This is a genomic window from uncultured Pluralibacter sp. (genome assembly GCF_913775985.1).
In the GTDB taxonomy this organism is placed as follows: Bacteria; Pseudomonadota; Gammaproteobacteria; order Enterobacterales; family Enterobacteriaceae; genus Pluralibacter.
This window is the reverse complement of the sequence record NZ_CAJYMB010000099.1, coordinates 1-15,531: the sequence shown is the minus strand read 5'-3', so window position 1 is coordinate 15,531 and position 15,531 is coordinate 1. Positions and strand designations below refer to the sequence as shown.

Below are 15,531 nucleotides of genomic sequence, written 5' to 3'. Positions count from 1 at the left end.
GCTGCCAGAGGGTTAATTGCAAGCAGCGCCCGGTATTGAGGACAACGAAACTTATTTATACAGCACCGCGGTTCCGCTCATTTTATTGTTATTAGTGGCGGAGGTGATGCTGTAGCCGCTGGCGCCCGCCGCGGCCGCTTTTTCTGCAACCTGGGCTTCCATATCGTCCAGCGTGGTTGCGCCGTACACGGAAACATTCCCGACTTTCTGCATTCCCATCGCTTCAGACTGGGTGACCGGCTGCGCGGCAAACGCGCCAAAAGAGAGAGCGGAAAGCGCGGCGGCAAGTGCGGTAGTTTTTACAGTATTCATGGTCAATTCCTTACAGCATTTGGCTGCTGATAACGCGGTAAGCGTCGATGGGATAAGTATCGCGATACGGCGCGATAAATAAAATCGAAGAGAATCGACAGAGAGTTTCAAATATTTTGATGTTTTAATAACTTATTAATTATTAATAAATTATCTTCCCGTCGGCAGCAGACCGCGGTTAACCGCAGAGACGCGGGCGGGAGAGCGCACAATTTGCTACTCGAAACGTGAAAAAGTGTACGCGTAAATTTGCTTAATGTCGGGTAATGAAAGGTCTATTTATCTGTAAATATAACGTTTTTTTCAATTTCAGACTGCGACTTATCGTAACTTTAGAGATCGCATGCTCGCTGGTTCCCGTAAAGGACAAGTGGAGTGCGGAAGCATTTGCGTCCCTTCCAGGATGAACAGATTATTTGGTGTAAAACCGCGAGATGCAGCCGCACTTCGCGGCTGCTCCACAGGCTATCGCGCGTCAGGGCGGATCAGATCGAAGCGCTGGCTTTCATCAATGGTGTAATAGGCACTCGGCCCGCCGGCGCGCAGGGCGGGGCGCGCTTTCGCCGTCTGGTAAATGCCATCTTCCAGAAGCGCCTCGTCGATGTGAACCGCCACTACTTCCCCCAGCACCAGCCAGGTATCAATCGCGCCGCCGCTGGCGTCCTGCAGCTGAATGCACTGGCTCAGGCGACATTCAAAATTCACCGGGCTTTCCGCCACCCGCGGCGCGCGCACCACCTGGCTGTCGGCGGGCGTCAGTCCGGCGCGGACAAACTCGTCTTCGCCCCGGGGCAGGCTGGCGGAAGTTTCATTCATCGCCGCCGCAAGCTCCACGGTGGCCAGATTCCAGACGAACTCGCCGGTATCAATAATATTGCGCACGCTGTCTTTCATGCCGCTGCTGGCGAAGCCAATGATGGGCGGATGATAGTTAAAGCAGTTGAAGAAGCTGTAAGGCGCCAGATTGCGCTGACCCTGCGCATTGACAGAGGCTATCCAGCCGATCGGGCGTGGGCCAATAATGGCGTTGAGCGGATCGTGGGGCAGGCCGTGGCCGTTTGCCGGTTGATAGAAATACATAGCGAACCCTGGTAAGTGGATGTCCGGCAAGCGTCACTTATTTACCTCGCCGCCGTCAACGGGTATCTTACGCAGCCGTTAACAGGAGAATGCTATGAAAGCCCAGAAGTCGGGACTGCACCCGCGCAGCCGCCACCACGCCCGCTACGATCTGCCCGCGCTGTGCCACAGCGTGCCGGAGCTGGCCGCGTTTATCGTCAATAACCCCGCGGGAGAAGCCACGGTAAACTTTGCCGATCCGCAGGCGGTCAAAACGCTGAACCGGGCGCTGCTGGCCCACTTCTATGAGGTGCAGGGCTGGGACATTCCCGACGGATTTCTCTGCCCGCCGGTGCCTGGCCGCGCGGACTACGTTCACCATCTGGCTGACCTGCTGAATGAGGACGGGGGCGCGAGCGGCGCCAGCGTGCTGGATATCGGCACCGGCGCTAACCTTATCTATCCGCTGATCGGCCAGTTTGAATACGGCTGGCGCTTTACCGGTACCGAAATTAACCCGCAGGCGATGCAGTGCGCGCAGGCCATTATCGACGCCAATCCGGGCATGAGCCGGCAGATCCGCCTGCGGCGGCAGAAAGATCCCGAGGCTATCCTCGGCGGCATGATTCACAAAAATGAGTTTTATCGCGCCGCCATGTGCAATCCGCCGTTCCACGACTCGGCGGCCAGCGCCCGCGCCGGCAGCGAGCGCAAGCGCCGCAATCTCGGCCAGCAGCAAGTTCAGGCGCTCAACTTCGGCGGCCAGCAGCAGGAGCTGTGGTGCGACGGGGGCGAGGTGGCCTTTATCCGCAAGATGATTGGCGAAAGCCGGCAGTACGCGCGCCAGGTCGGCTGGTTCAGCTCGCTGGTATCCCGCGGCGACAACCTGCCGCTGCTCTATCCGGCCCTCAACGAGGCGGGGGCAGTGAAAGTGGTGAAAAAAGAGATGGCCCAGGGGCAAAAGCAGAGCCGCTTTATTGCCTGGACCTTTATGGACGACGCGAAGCGCCGCCGCGGCGGTTAAGGCGCTACGGCGCGGGCTCGGCGGGCGGCAGCGCCGCCGCTGATTCCGGCGCGGGCAGCATTTCGTAGGTCTGCACCGGGGGACGAATGTTGGCCTCGTCGAAATGCTTTTTCACCTGCGCGTCCAGCGCGTAGCGCACCGACCACTGCTTAAGCGGCAGGGTAGTAAAGGAGACGCGCAGGGTAAAGGCGGTATTGCTCAGGGCGACCAGGCCGGAGAACGACGGCTCGCCGATAACCAGAGCGCGAATGTTGTCCTGGGCCATCATATCGGCCACGGCGGCTTTGAGCGCGTCGTTGGCTTTGTCCGTATCCTCCCGGCGATCCACGTCGTAGTTTGCCACCACCGATCCAATGCCGCGTACGAAGTTGGCGAAGGTGCTGATGGAGGACCACGGAATAATATAGTAGGCCCCGCTGTCCATGCGGATCCCCACCGAGCGAATCGACATGCGCTCTACCGTGCCGGTGAGCGAGCCAATCGTCACCAGATCGCCGGTATCCATGCCGTTTTCCACCTGAATAAAAATCCCGGTAATAATATCTTTCACCAGCGTCTGGGCACCGAAAGAGACCGCCAGTCCTAAAGCCCCGGCCCCGGCCAGCAGCGGGGCAATATTGACGCCAATTTCTGAGAGCAAAATCATCACCGTGATGGTGGTGATAACCACCGCGATGGCGTTGCGAAACAGCGTCAGCAGCGTGCGCGCCCGGGCGCTCGGCAGCGGGCGGCCGTGATGATCCGACGCCAGCTGATTCTCAATCAGGCTGGCAAGCAGTGTCCAGCCTACCGCCGAGAAAAACAGAATCAGCGAGATGCGGATCAGCACATCGATCACTTTTTGCCCCACCTCGCCGTGCAGCCAGCGGCCAAAATCAAACAGGCTCCAGGCATTCATCAGCAACATAATCGTCACGCAGACCGTGAGAATGCGGGCCACTTTCAGGGTGGCTGAGATCCAGCCGTTGAGCCGCCTTTGCAGCTCGGGATAGCTGCGGCGGGTTTCCGGCGACAGAATAATGGTCTTGGCTATCCAGCGGGACAGCAGACCGGAGACGAAGGCGGCAAGCGCGACCGTCGCCAGGCTTTTCATCGTCGCACTCATCATAAATTTCAGGCTGTTACCCGGATCGAACAGCGAAAGGAAAAACAGCACCAGAAAGTAGGCGATCGCCAGCCAGTGCCAGATGTGGGAAAACACCCGGATGCAGAGGCTGAAAAAGGGCAGGGAGCGATCCGCCAGATCGTTTAACCCGCGGGTGATCGCTTTGCGGTTGTGCAAAATAAGCCACAGCCCCCAGACGGTGATTGAGAACATAATCACCAGGTTGGCCAGCGCGCCGGTCTGGACGTTGACCTGGTTGGAGATAATCGGCACCGCCACAATCAGGCCATACCCGGTCACACCGCTCAGCAGGCTAAGGTGGCGGCACCAGTACCCGGCGGTTTCTTCGCGCAGGGTGAAGGGGCGCAAATCGGGCACCTGCGGGCAAAAAATCAGGCGCAGCACCGCCTTAAAAAATTCGATCAGCGCAAAGGCGTTCAGAAACAGGCTTTGCTGAAAGGCGATAGTGGGGTTGCCGCCGTTGATGCGCCCGCTGAGCAGCTCGCCGACGAACAGGGTAAACCCCAGCAGCAGCAGGTCGAAGGCGAAGGCGCCAAGAATGGTCGCCGGCAGATGCAGCCAGCTGGTGCGGTCGTGATTTTTTTTACGTCCCCAGTGGCCCATTTTGCGAAACAGCGGCAGCGCGGCGAAGCGTAGCAGGCCGTACAGGCCGAATACCAGTGCCGCCAGCAGCAAAAACTGGGTCAGGGCGCGGGTGAAGGTGCCGGCGTTAAAATGCTTGTGGGGCTCGGCGGTAATGTTGCGCCACAGCTGGGCGAAGCGGCCGGCGAACGCGTCGCCGAACTGGCGGCTGACGTGGGAGACATTTTCCAGCACCGTTTTGTCTTCCAGCGCCGCAGATGACGCGGGGGCGGAGGCAGTACCGGATGTTGGGGAGGCTGCTGCGGTGCTGCGCAATTTTTCGATAAGCTCTTTGCGCGCGGTATCATTTTCCAGCACGTCGGCGAGGGCCGCGTAAGCCTCTTTTTTCTGTGCCTCGTCGGGTTGGGCGGGCTGCGATGCGGAAGGGGAAGGTACCGATACGGGCGCTGCCTGCAGCGGCGCGCAAAACAGCATAAAGATAAACAGCAACAGTCCCGGCACGGTACGCTCCCTTAACAATCAAACAAAACGATAAGTATATACGCCAAAATTCAGGCTGCCTGCGCAGGAGGGCCGGGTCCCCCGCCGCACGGAGGCGGCGGGGTATTCCGATCAGGATACGTGCTGTAAAAACTCTTTCAGGCGCTGGCTGGGCGGGTTCTCAATCAGCGTTTGCGGATGACCGTCTTCGGCAATGCGTCCTTTATCAATGAAGATCAGGCGCGAGGCCACCTTCTCGGCAAAGCCGATTTCGTGGGTCACGATTACCATCGTCATCCCTTCTTCGGCCAGATCCTGCATCACCTTCAACACTTCGTGGCGCAGCTCGGGATCGAGCGCCGAGGTGGGCTCGTCAAACAGCATCATCTTTGGCTTCACCGCCAGCGCCCGTGCGATAGCCACCCGCTGCTGCTGGCCGCCCGATAGCTCGGCCGGATAGTGGTGGCCGCGCTCCGCCAGTCCGACCTTGGCGAGTAGCGCTTTCGCCTGCTTTTCAGCTTCCGCTTTGGCCGTGCCGCGCACCCGCAGCGGGCCGAACATCACGTTTTCCAGCGCCGTCAGGTGCGGAAACAGGTAAAACTGCTGAAACACCATTCCCGCCTCCTGGCGGATCAGGCGGTCGTCGACTTTCGGATCGTTGACCTTAAGGCCGTCAACCACCAGATCGCCGGAGGTGACTTCTTCCAGTTTATTGATGCAGCGTAGCAGGGTTGATTTGCCCGAACCGGACGGGCCGATGATCACCACCACTTCACCCTGAGCGATGCTCAGATCGATATTGTGCAGCACCTGGGTTTTGCCAAAATGCTTGGAGACGTTTTTGAATTCAATCACAGGATTTTCATCCTCTTTTCAAGACTGCGGAGCACCAGGTTGAGTACCTGGGTAATAACGAGATAGATAACGCCGACCGCGGTCCAGATCTCCAGCGCGCGGAAGTTCCCGGCGATGATCTCCTGGCCGCTGCGGGTCAGTTCCGCCGCGCCGATCACGATAAACAGCGAGGTATCTTTAATGCTGATAATCAGCTGGTTGCCAAGCGACGGCAGCATCCGGCGCAGGGCCAGCGGCATAATCACGTGGAAGACCGTTTCACGTCGCGAAAGTCCGAGCGCCAGCCCCGCTTCGCTGAAGCCTTTGTGGATCGAGAGCACCGCGCCGCGGGTTATCTCGGCAATGTATGCGCCAGAGTTAATCATGATGGTAATTACCGCCGCCGCAAAGGTGTCGATGCGCACGTCGGGAAAGGCCATTGGCAGAGCAAAGTAGATATACATGACCTGCACCACGATCGGCGTGCCGCGAATGATTTCAATAAAAACCATCGCCACGTGATTGACTATCCAGCCGCCGTAGGTGCGCGCCAGACCGGCAATCAGACCGATCACAATCCCGCCCGCCAGGCCGAGGACTGAGATCCACAGGGTCATCTTTGCGCCCGTCAGCAGCGCCGGAAGCGCGGGCCAGATAACGCTCCAGTCAAACTCCATATTCTGTTCCTGTTACCGTTGAAAATGAGACCGGGCAAATGTGCCCATAAAGCAGGCCCGGGGCGCGAGGCGCGCCGCCGGGCGTCAGGGAATGATTCAGGCTGGTTTATTTAGGATCGGTGCCGAACCATTTTTTGTAGATTTCATTGTACTGGCCGTTTTCATGCAGTTTTTTCAGCGCGCCGTTCACTTTTTCACGCAGCTCGTCGCTGCCTTTCGGGAAGGCAATACCGTACTGCTGCGCTTCGAGGGATTCGCCTACGGCTTTAAACTTGCCGTTGCCGGCGGTTTTAATGAAGTAGAGGATATTCGGCGTATCGTGCAGCACCGCGTCGGCGCGGCCGGTGCCGAGCTCCATGTAGGCGTTATCGATGTTCGGGAACTGGCGCAGGTCTTTGGCTTTAATGTTGGCTTTCGCGTAGTCCACGGAGCCGGTGCCGCTCTTCACTGCCAGCACTTTGCCGTCCAGATCTTTGACGCTCTTGATGCTGTCATTACGGGATTGCACCATCACCAGCAGGCCGCTTTTGTAGTAACCGTCGGAAAACTCGATGGCTTTTTTACGCTCGTCGGTAATGGTAATGCCCGCCAGCGCAAGATCGACGTTTTTAGTTTGCAGCGCCGGGATAATGCCGCTGAAGTCCATCGGCTTAAAGGTGAAGTCGAGCTTCAGCTCTTTAGCGATAGCGGTCCACAGATCGATATCAAAGCCGACATAGCTGTCGCCCTGCTTAAATTCGAAAGGCACAAAAGCCGTGTCGGTGGCGACCACCAGTTTTTTATCTGCCGCCTGAGATGAAACGGCAAAAGCCAGGGTCAGTGCAGCCAGGGAAAATTTCAATACAGACTTCATAGCATTTCCTTTTATATCCACGGGGCGATCCCCTGGGAGAGCGATTCGCTTATGAAAAAAGTGTGCCAGTTTTACAACCCGTTGTTTTATAAACAAAGCCGGACATCAGGTTGTACTGGCAGCGGTGCAGGCTGTAGCGGATGCACTGTTTTGGGGCGCAGAATGAGTGCATCGCCGCAGAGGGGCTCTGCAGGACGATATTTAGCGTAAATAGCGGAGATAAAACAATCTTATGTTAACGATTGTGTGATGCAATGTTTACATTTTAATTACTTTGCGGGCGAGGAGCAGGAAGGCAATGCACCATAAAAGCGCAAAACCCCTCCGGAGAGGGGTTTGAGAATAAAGCGATAAGGCTTACTCGATGTTGGACTCGATGAACCACAGGAACTGGTCCAGGTCGCGGGAAGCGGCGGTAAAGATATCAGCAGTATCTTCATCTTTCGCTTCGTCGATAGCTTTGCGAATGTCGTTGGCGACAACGGCATAGCGGTCAGCCAGCTCTTTCAAGTGATCCTGAACGCTGTGGATGTCCAGCGGATAGCTTTTCAGTGCGGTTTTGCTGTTGATAACCTGAGTGGTACCCAGGGCTACACCGCCGAGCTGCACGGCGCGTTCTGCCATGGTGTCCAGGTGACCTACCAGGGCGGTGCGGAAGCCGTCGAGCATTTCGTGAACGGCAATAAAGTTGGCACCGCGCATATTCCAGTGGGCCTGCTTGGTGATCAGCGACAGGTCAATGAACTGGATCACCTGGCGATTCAGCAGCTCAATAGTGGCCTTTTTCACGCTGTCAGATACATCGTTACGGGTATAAAGCAGGTTAGATGATTTGGTTTTGACCAGTTTAGCGGTACTCATAATCTCATATCCTCTTGATGTGATTGTCCCAGTAATTTTCGGGATTAAGTATAGCACCGGTTTAAAACTTTGCCGGAAAGTTAATGCCTATCGGTTTAATAGCATAGACTTTTAAGCTTTCTGTTAAATCATTATTAAACAGTTAGTTATATATTTTTTGGTAAAAGATTCTTAATTTTTAAGTGAGAATATATTTCATTCGCTAAATATTTTCATTCCCAAAAGCGTTGCTACAAAATACCCCGGACAATATGTGCTTTCTTGTTTCAGATTATTTAATTTCAATCTTTTCAATGCGTGCTTCCTTACGCAGCGTAAGGGTAGAGCCTACCGATGCGGCAATAATGGCGCCGAGCGCCAGTGTCTGGCTCAGGGTCAGCGTTTCGCCGAGAAAAAGCATTCCGGAAATAGCCGCGATGGCCGGTTCCATACTCATCAGCGTGCCGAAGGTGCGGGTTGGCAGGCGCGTCAGGGCGATCATTTCCAGGGAGTAGGGCAACGCCGTAGAGAGAACGGCGATCCCCAGCCCGATCGGCAGCAGTGACCAGTGCCACAGCAGGTCGCCTGCCTGAATGATGCCAACCGGCACAAAAATGGCGGCGGCAATCAGCGATCCCATCGCATCGGTGGCCGGGCCGTGCTCTTCCCCGGCGCGCTGGCCGCTCACAATATACAGCGCCCAGCATGCGCCGGCGCCAATTGCCAGCGCGGCGCCGGTGAGATCCACGCTATCGCTGCTCTGGCCCAGCGGCAGCAGAAACCAGAGCCCCATCACCGCCAGCAGGACCCATATAAAATCCAGCGGGCGGCGGGAGCCAAACAGCGCCACCGCCAGCGGCCCGATAAACTCCAGCGCCACGGCAATGCCGAGCGGAATGCGCTGCAGTGAAAGATAAAACAGATAGTTCATAGCGCCGAGGGAGAGGCCGTACAGCAGCAGCGGCAGCCGCTGCTCGCGGCTGAACCTTAGCCGCCAGGGCTTAAACACCAGCACCAGGATCAGCGTGCCGAGCGCCAGGCGCAGGGCGGTAACGCCGGGGGCGCCTATCAATGGAAACAGGGTTTTTGCCAGCGACGCACCGCTCTGAATTGAGCTCATGGCAATAATCAGCACTAAAACAGGCAGCCAGATAGCGGTAGAACGCGGTGAGCGAGGCATCCTTTTCTCCATGTAAATCAACCTAAAAAAACGTAAGGGAGTCAGTGTAATTGAATAAATCTGTTGCTGTTTAATGATTGTTGAAAAAAACCTGTGCGACAGGACCTAAAATAAGTTCACTCGAATATTAAATTTTCTCAGAGTTTCAGATTAATCTGGATATTCATCACGTTTTTAATGCGCATAATGGGGCAATACGCGGGGGAAGCTGCTGATTTCTAACAGAGTATGTACCAGGTGGAAACATCTGGTTACACGAAAAACACTGTTAGACAACGAGAAGTACCAAGAGTTTCCTGCGAATTGTTGATATATTTAAATCTTACGGATTACTTGAAGCACATTTGAGGTGGTTATGAAAAAAATTGCATGTCTTTCAGCACTGGCCATGGTTATGGCTTTCTCCGCAGGTACTGCAGTTGCAGGCCAGGCTACCGTTTCTGGCGGTTACGCTCAGAGTGATTTCCAGGGCTTTGCTAACAAAGCGAATGGTTTCAACCTGAAATACCGCTACGAGTGGAACGACAGCCCGCTGGGTGTTATCGGCTCCTTTACTTACACCGAAAAAAGCCGCACTGACAGCAACGACCTGTACAACAAAGGTCAGTACTACGGCGTGACCGGTGGTCCTGCTTACCGCATCAACGACTGGGCCAGCGTATACGGCGTAGTCGGTGTTGGTTACGGTAAATTCCAGAAAACTGATTCTCAGCGTCATAAAAATGACTTCAGCGATGCTGGCTTCTCTTACGGCGCCGGTGTTCAGCTGAACCCGATCAAAGAAGTTGCTCTGGACTTCTCCTACGAACAGTCTCGTATTCGTAGCGTAGACGTCGGCACCTGGATCGCAGGCGTTGGCTACAGCTTCTAATCGCATCCGCGATTGTGAAAAATCCGCCCCCGGGCGGATTTTTTTTGCCCTTAATTCAGCGGCTAAACACGTCACTGGCCAGGTGAGTGTAGTCTACCTTCTGCAATTTAAAGTTGGTGATATATGCCGGTGCGGCCTTTTGCTCGGAGATAAAGCGGTAAGTGCTGCTAATTTCTCGGGTTTTAATGCCGGTCCACTGGGCGAAAAACTGTAAGAAATCGTTGGCGGAGCGGCGGGCCTTAATAATCCGGTGGGCTTTGTCATCGCTGGAAAGCACCATAAAGGGCACCTGAAAATTCTGCTGAAACTTATCGTCATGGGCCAGATACTGCACCGGCTTTCCCCGGGCTTTAAACGCCAGCCCGTGATCGGAAAAATAGACTAGCGAGAAGCTCTCTCCGGCATTGCGCAGACGGGTATACAGGCGACTCAGCAAGTTGTCGGTTTGGGTGACGCTGTGCAGATAGCAGGATGTCTCTTTCGACACCACAAACTGCGCATATTCCCCCCGCGTGCGGTCGCAGGCCTGGGGATGTGAGCCCATCAGGTGCAGCACGATAAGCTGCGGCGGCGTGCGCGGCGCGGCCAGTACCTGATCGGTCATCTTCAGTAATTCGTCGTCCCGGGTATTCTTGTCTGCTTCAAAATCACCCTTTTTGAGAAACTGCACTTCGTCAGCGCGGCGGGCAATGCTGGCGATGGCGGTATCGTATTCGCCGATTTGCCCCTGGTTGGAGAACCACCAGGTCTGAAACCCCGCCCGGTTGGCCAGCGTGACAAAATTATCCTGAAACTGCGGTTTGCCGTCGACGACCCGGTTAAGTGTTAATCCCAGTGACTTCTGAGTAGAGCCGCTGGCGGCAATATAGTCGGTAAACAGATAGCCGTTCACCTTGCTGGCAAACGGCGTGTTGTTCCAGTGGCCGCCGAAGGCGCCCACCGCGTCCCGGCGCACGCTTTCGCCAATTACCACCACGTAGATATGGTACTTTGGCTTCACCGCCAGCACGTTCCAGGTATCCTTTTTACCGGCCAGCGCCAGCATTCGCGCCTGTTCGTCCAGCACGTCCTGGTTGCTTGCCAGCGCGTCCTGCACGAAGCGCGCCACCGGATAGCCCACTTTGCTGAGGTGAAACTGCCCATCCCAGGCCATCTCCTGCACCGGCCGGATAAAAATCGTGACGAGGCTAAAAACCAGGCACGCGTAATCCATTTTTCCCCAGCCGCGGCGCGGCTCGCTTTTTCGCCGAACGGCAATAGCGCCGAGGGCGAAGATCAACAGCCCCACGCAGTAGCTGTACCAGGGGAAAATGGTGAGGATCTCGGTGGACTCTTCGATATTGGTGGCGTGCAGCGCCAGCAGCGTATTGAAGTTGGGCGAACCGTAGGCCTGCCCGAAGGGATAATACAGCGCGGCAACCAGCGCGCAGGCGCCGACGACTATCCGGTAGGCCAGCGTCGAACTGCGCCACAGCAGATGCAGTACGGCGGCAAAGGCGGCGGTGTACAGCAGGCTGAAAGGGTAGCCCAGCGCCAGATTAATCAGCAGGGAAAGTAAAATATAGCATCCGGTCCAGGGGCTCAGGCTCAGGACGCGGGCGGAGAGGGACTCTTTCAGCGTAACGTTCATAAACAACAATCAGAAAATCGCCATGTCTGCTCCCTGGCGTTAAGGAGAGGGCCTGCCGGACGGTGCGTGAAGAAAGGTGTTCAACAAGACGCAGAGGCTGCAGGGCAGCAAGAAGATAAGGGGCACGTATGGCTGCGTCAACAGTTCATAACGAATTGTTTTGCGAGGGAGATTACAATTTTGATTGAAAAAGGAACGAAGGAACTACGCGGCCCGTTTTTAAGCCGAAGGGAAGTGCGGCATCCCGCGATGCCGCATTAGCGCGAAGGTTTCTCTTGCTGTTTTTTATCGCCCAGCATGTCGCAAAGCATATTGAGCAGCATCAGGCGGATTTTAAAGGGAGAGTGTGAAAACACGGTTAGGCACCTCTTAAGTTCATTCATGGGTTACTCCTGAACATTCTACGCCTTCATTCCCTGAAGGATGTTCGCATTACATACAGATATAGCACAGGCTATATTACTTAGCTATGGCTAAAACGTTAATTTTTTGTTCTTACGGCACGATCCGATACAATAGGCGCCGTTAATTGATACCAACGAACGTCACGCATGAGGAAGCACCATGAGCAATCGCCCGGCCAGGCCAGGACATAAAAAAGTGACGCAGCTAGTTAACGTTGAAGAGCATGTTGAAGGTTTTCGTCAGGTCCGCGAGGCGCACCGCCGGGAGCTGATTGATGATTATGTGGAGCTTATTTCCGATCTGATCCGCGAAGTAGGCGAAGCCCGCCAGGTGGATATGGCCGCCCGGCTCGGTGTCTCCCAGCCGACGGTGGCGAAAATGCTGAAGCGGCTGGTGGGCGTTGGCCTGATTGAGCAGATCCCGTGGCGTGGCGTGTTTCTCACTCCGGAGGGCGAGAAGCTGGCCCAGGAGAGCCGCGAGCGCCACCAGATTGTGGAAAACTTTCTGCTGGCCATCGGCGTCAGCCCGGAAACGGCCCGCCGGGATGCGGAGGGCATGGAGCATCACGTCAGCCAGGAAACCCTGGAACGCTTTCGTCACTTTACCCTTACGGCGGAAAATCCCTCTTAATGAACCTCCCTTTTGTGCGATCGCTGCTGCGCGATCGCTTTTTGCATTTGCTGATTCTTATCGGCACCGGGCTGTGCTTCGTGGTTCCTTTTCAGCCCCGCAGCTGGCCGGCCAGCATTGACTGGCACACCATTATCACCCTCAGCGGCCTGATGCTGCTGACCAAAGGGGTCGAGCTCAGCGGCTATTTTGATGTGCTGGGCCGCAAGCTGGCCCGGCGTTTCGCCACCGAGCGCGCGCTGGCCTGTTTTATGGTGCTGGCGGCGGCGCTGCTCTCCACCTTTCTGACCAACGACGTGGCGCTGTTTATTGTGGTGCCCCTGACGCTGACGTTGAAAAAGTGGTGCGCGCTGCCGATAAACCGGCTGATTATTTTCGAAGCGCTGGCGGTTAACGCCGGATCGCTGCTGACACCTATCGGCAATCCGCAAAATATCCTGCTGTGGGGCCGCTCCGGCGTCAGCTTTGCGGCGTTTATCGGCCAGATGGCGCCGCTGGCGCTGGCGATGATGCTGAGCCTGCTGCTGCTGTGCCGCTTCTGCTTTAAACCCTCGCCGCTTACTTTTCAAAGCAGCGATTCGCTGCCGGCGTGGAAGCCAAAGCTGGTCTGGAGCTGCCTGTTTTTTTATCTGGTTTTCCTGCTGGCGCTGGATCTGCACCTGGAGCTGTGGGGGCTGGCGGCGCTGGCGGTCGGCTTTCTGCTGCTGGAACGGCGGGTGATTATCAGCGTTGACTGGACGCTGCTGCTGGTGTTTATGGCGATGTTTGTGGACGTGCATCTGCTGACCCAGCTTCCCGCGCTGCATCACGCGCTCGGCCACGCGGGCCAGCTGCCGGCTGCCGGGCAGTGGCTGACTGCGGTGGGGCTGTCGCAGGTCATCAGCAACGTGCCGGCCACGATTTTGCTGATTAACTACGTGCCGCCGTCGGTGCTGCTGGCCTGGGCGGTGAACGTCGGCGGCTTCGGCCTGCTGCCGGGTTCCCTTGCCAACCTGATTGCCCTGCGCATGGCCAACGACAGCCGCATCTGGTGGCGCTTCCACCTCTATTCTATTCCGATGCTGTTTTGGGCAACGGCGATTGGCTACGGCCTGCTGCGCCTCCTTTCCTGATTGCCTTAACGCCGCGCCCTTAACCTGAGGGCGCGGCGGCTTTGCCATCCCGCTCACAAAAAAGGGTTCTCATCGTTGCCATTTACCGCACCCTGACGATAAATGACTACTCTTTATTTTTAAATGACTAGTCATATAGAGGGCAAAGGAATGAACGCACTGCCGGCAGATTTTTTATGGGGTAACTCCGCGTCCAGCATGCAGACGGAAGGCGGCTGGAACGAGGGCGGCAAAGGGCTTTCGGTGTACGACATTCGTGAGGCCTCGGAATTTGCCTCCGACTGGAAAGTCGCTACCGATACCTATCACCGCTACGAAGAAGATTTTGATCTGATGCAGGATTTAGGAATGACCTGCTACCGTTTCTCCCTCGCCTGGAGCCGGGTCTGCCCCGATGGCGAGGGCGAGTTTAACGAAGAGGGTATCGCCTTTTATCAGCGCTTTATTGACGCGCTGCTTGCCCGCGGCATCGAGCCGATGATCTGCCTCTACCATTTCGATATGCCGCTGGCGCTGGCCGAAGCCAGCAATGGCTTTTGCGATCGCCGGGCGATGAATGCCTTTATCCGCTACGGCAAAAAGATGATCGACTGCTTTGGCGGCAGGGTGAAGTACTGGCTGACCTTCAACGAGCAGAACCTTTACCACATGCCGGACGCGTTTCTGATTTCCGGCTACCTGCGCGGGGAGAAGACTCTGCGCGAGCTCTACGCCATCCAGCATCACGTAATGGTGGCCCACGCGCACCTGACTCGCTATCTGCAGCAGACCTGCCCAGGACAGCTGATGGGCGGTATGCTGGCCCACGCGCTGGTCTACCCCGCCACCTGCAAGCCGCGCGACGTGTTCTGCGCCCGCCAGCTAGACGAATTTCTCAACCAGAACCTGCTCAGCGTGTTTGCCGGGTGCGGCTACAGCCCGGAAGTGCTGGCGACGGTGGCGCGGGAAGGGTTCAGCGATATTTATCGCGAAGAGGATCTCGCCCTGCTGGCGACGGTGAAAAACGATTTCCTGGCTTTCAGCTACTACGCCAGCCGCACCCTCGATGCCGATCGCATCCCGGAAGGAACGGCGGTTAACAACTACATGCAGTACGGCGATCGGCCCAATCCGCACCTGCAGGCCACCGAATGGGGCTGGCAGATAGATCCGCTGGGCTTTCGCTCGATTATTACCGAATACGCCAACCGCTGGCGGATGCCGGTTTTCCCGATTGAAAACGGCATCGGCGTGATTGAGTCCTGGGACGGCATTAATCCGGTGGCCGACGACTATCGCATCGGCTATCACCGGGATCACATTAACGCGATGAAGGCGGCGATAGCCGAAGACGGCGCGCGGGTGATGGGCTATCTCGGCTGGGGCCTGATTGATATTCTTAGCTCCCAGGGCGACATGCGCAAGCGCTACGGCGTGGTGTACGTCAACCGCGACAACCACGATCTGAAAGATTTGAAGCGGATACCGAAGAAGAGCTACGGCTGGCTCAGGCTAGCGATCGCCAGCCGCGGTGAAACGCTGTAGCTCTCCATCAACCATTCACAGGGACACCAGCAGGCATGGCGGCAAAGTATTTAACTATCGCGCGGGAAATCAAAAAGCGCATCATCAGCGAGCAGTACCCGGCCAGCCGGCCGCTGCCTGACCAGCTTGCGCTGGCGGCGGAGTTTGGTACCAGCCGAATGACTATCCAGCAGGCGATGCGCCAGCTGATCGTTGAAGGGCTTATTTATACCCGCCAGGGTCTCGGCACCTTCGTGCGTAAAAATTTCCACCAGCTCTCAAAGTGGGATCTGCCGGGAAGCGACTACTTCGGCGCGACCAAAACCTGGGAGGGCAGGGGAGAGGTGTCCAGCCGCATCGTACATTTTTCGGTGCGCTTTCCCGACGACGGCGAGCAGGCCGCGCTGCTGATC

General features: G+C 56.5%; 16 protein-coding genes. 6 read left to right on the top strand and 10 right to left on the bottom strand.

What is annotated here, in order from left to right; all coding sequences use genetic code 11:
• Positions 1 to 51: 51 nt before the first annotated feature.
• Positions 52 to 312, bottom strand: a complete 261-nt coding sequence (gene ybiJ, locus QZ766_RS12430; protein WP_297202412.1) for a DUF1471 family protein YbiJ — start codon at positions 310 to 312, stop codon at positions 52 to 54.
• Between the two features lie 465 nt (positions 313 to 777).
• Positions 778 to 1,392, bottom strand: coding sequence for a flavin reductase family protein (locus QZ766_RS12425; RefSeq protein WP_297202410.1), 615 nt, complete (start codon positions 1,390 to 1,392; stop codon positions 778 to 780).
• A 94-nt stretch (positions 1,393 to 1,486) separates the two neighbouring features.
• On the opposite strand from QZ766_RS12425, the gene rlmF reads away from it, so the two are divergent.
• Positions 1,487 to 2,395: a 23S rRNA (adenine(1618)-N(6))-methyltransferase RlmF gene (gene rlmF / locus QZ766_RS12420; protein WP_297202409.1), complete on the top strand. Its 909-nt coding sequence runs from the start codon at positions 1,487 to 1,489 to the stop codon at positions 2,393 to 2,395.
• Positions 2,396 to 2,399: 4 nt separating this feature from the next.
• Here the strand turns inward: rlmF and ybiO are convergent, their stop codons facing one another.
• The 6 genes from ybiO to rhtA form a co-directional block, all read right to left on the bottom strand.
• The gene (gene ybiO / locus QZ766_RS12415) at positions 2,400 to 4,604 is read right to left on the bottom strand and encodes a mechanosensitive channel protein (protein WP_297202407.1); all 2,205 of its coding nucleotides are present in this window, start codon (positions 4,602 to 4,604) and stop codon (positions 2,400 to 2,402) included.
• Positions 4,605 to 4,715: 111 nt separating this feature from the next.
• Positions 4,716 to 5,438: a glutamine ABC transporter ATP-binding protein GlnQ gene (gene glnQ, locus QZ766_RS12410; RefSeq protein WP_297202405.1), complete on the bottom strand. Its 723-nt coding sequence runs from the start codon at positions 5,436 to 5,438 to the stop codon at positions 4,716 to 4,718.
• Positions 5,435 to 6,094: a glutamine ABC transporter permease GlnP gene (glnP, locus tag QZ766_RS12405; protein WP_297202402.1), complete on the bottom strand. Its 660-nt coding sequence runs from the start codon at positions 6,092 to 6,094 to the stop codon at positions 5,435 to 5,437. Before glnP ends, glnQ begins: the two co-directional genes overlap by 4 nt.
• 106 nt (positions 6,095 to 6,200) lie before the next feature.
• Positions 6,201 to 6,947, bottom strand: coding sequence for a glutamine ABC transporter substrate-binding protein GlnH (glnH, locus tag QZ766_RS12400; RefSeq protein ID WP_297202400.1), 747 nt, complete (start codon positions 6,945 to 6,947; stop codon positions 6,201 to 6,203).
• A 357-nt stretch (positions 6,948 to 7,304) separates the two neighbouring features.
• Entirely contained in the window at positions 7,305 to 7,808 is a 504-nt protein-coding gene (gene dps / locus QZ766_RS12395; RefSeq protein WP_297202398.1) for a DNA starvation/stationary phase protection protein Dps, read from the bottom strand.
• Between the two features lie 271 nt (positions 7,809 to 8,079).
• Complete coding sequence (gene rhtA / locus QZ766_RS12390) at positions 8,080 to 8,967, bottom strand: threonine/homoserine exporter RhtA (protein ID WP_297202395.1); 888 nt, start codon at positions 8,965 to 8,967, stop codon at positions 8,080 to 8,082.
• 355 nt (positions 8,968 to 9,322) lie between these two features.
• On the opposite strand from rhtA, the gene ompX reads away from it, so the two are divergent.
• The gene (gene ompX, locus QZ766_RS12385) at positions 9,323 to 9,838 is read left to right on the top strand and encodes an outer membrane protein OmpX (RefSeq protein ID WP_297202393.1); all 516 of its coding nucleotides are present in this window, start codon (positions 9,323 to 9,325) and stop codon (positions 9,836 to 9,838) included.
• Between the two features lie 55 nt (positions 9,839 to 9,893).
• Here the strand turns inward: ompX and QZ766_RS12380 are convergent, their stop codons facing one another.
• Together QZ766_RS12380 and mntS are read right to left on the bottom strand one after the other, a co-directional pair.
• Positions 9,894 to 11,468 carry a phosphoethanolamine transferase gene (locus QZ766_RS12380; protein WP_297202392.1) on the bottom strand — a complete coding sequence of 525 codons (1,575 nt, stop codon included), beginning with the start codon at positions 11,466 to 11,468 and terminating at the stop codon, positions 9,894 to 9,896.
• 257 nt (positions 11,469 to 11,725) lie between these two features.
• Positions 11,726 to 11,851: a manganase accumulation protein MntS gene (mntS, locus tag QZ766_RS12375; protein ID WP_297202390.1), complete on the bottom strand. Its 126-nt coding sequence runs from the start codon at positions 11,849 to 11,851 to the stop codon at positions 11,726 to 11,728.
• Between the two features lie 181 nt (positions 11,852 to 12,032).
• Here mntS and mntR point away from each other — a divergent pair, with 181 nt between their 5' ends.
• The 4 genes from mntR to QZ766_RS12355 form a co-directional block, all read left to right on the top strand.
• On the top strand, positions 12,033 to 12,503 hold the full coding sequence (gene mntR / locus QZ766_RS12370; RefSeq protein ID WP_297202388.1) for a manganese-binding transcriptional regulator MntR: 471 nt from the start codon (positions 12,033 to 12,035) through the stop codon (positions 12,501 to 12,503).
• Complete coding sequence (locus QZ766_RS12365) at positions 12,503 to 13,615, top strand: SLC13 family permease (protein WP_297202386.1); 1,113 nt, start codon at positions 12,503 to 12,505, stop codon at positions 13,613 to 13,615. Before mntR ends, QZ766_RS12365 begins: the two co-directional genes overlap by 1 nt.
• 150 nt (positions 13,616 to 13,765) lie before the next feature.
• A complete protein-coding gene (locus tag QZ766_RS12360; RefSeq protein WP_297202384.1) occupies positions 13,766 to 15,139 on the top strand; it encodes a glycoside hydrolase family 1 protein in 1,374 nt (457 codons plus the stop codon).
• A gap of 35 nt (positions 15,140 to 15,174) precedes the next feature.
• On the top strand, positions 15,175 to 15,531 hold a 357-nt coding region (locus QZ766_RS12355), incomplete at its 3' end, for a GntR family transcriptional regulator (RefSeq protein WP_297202382.1).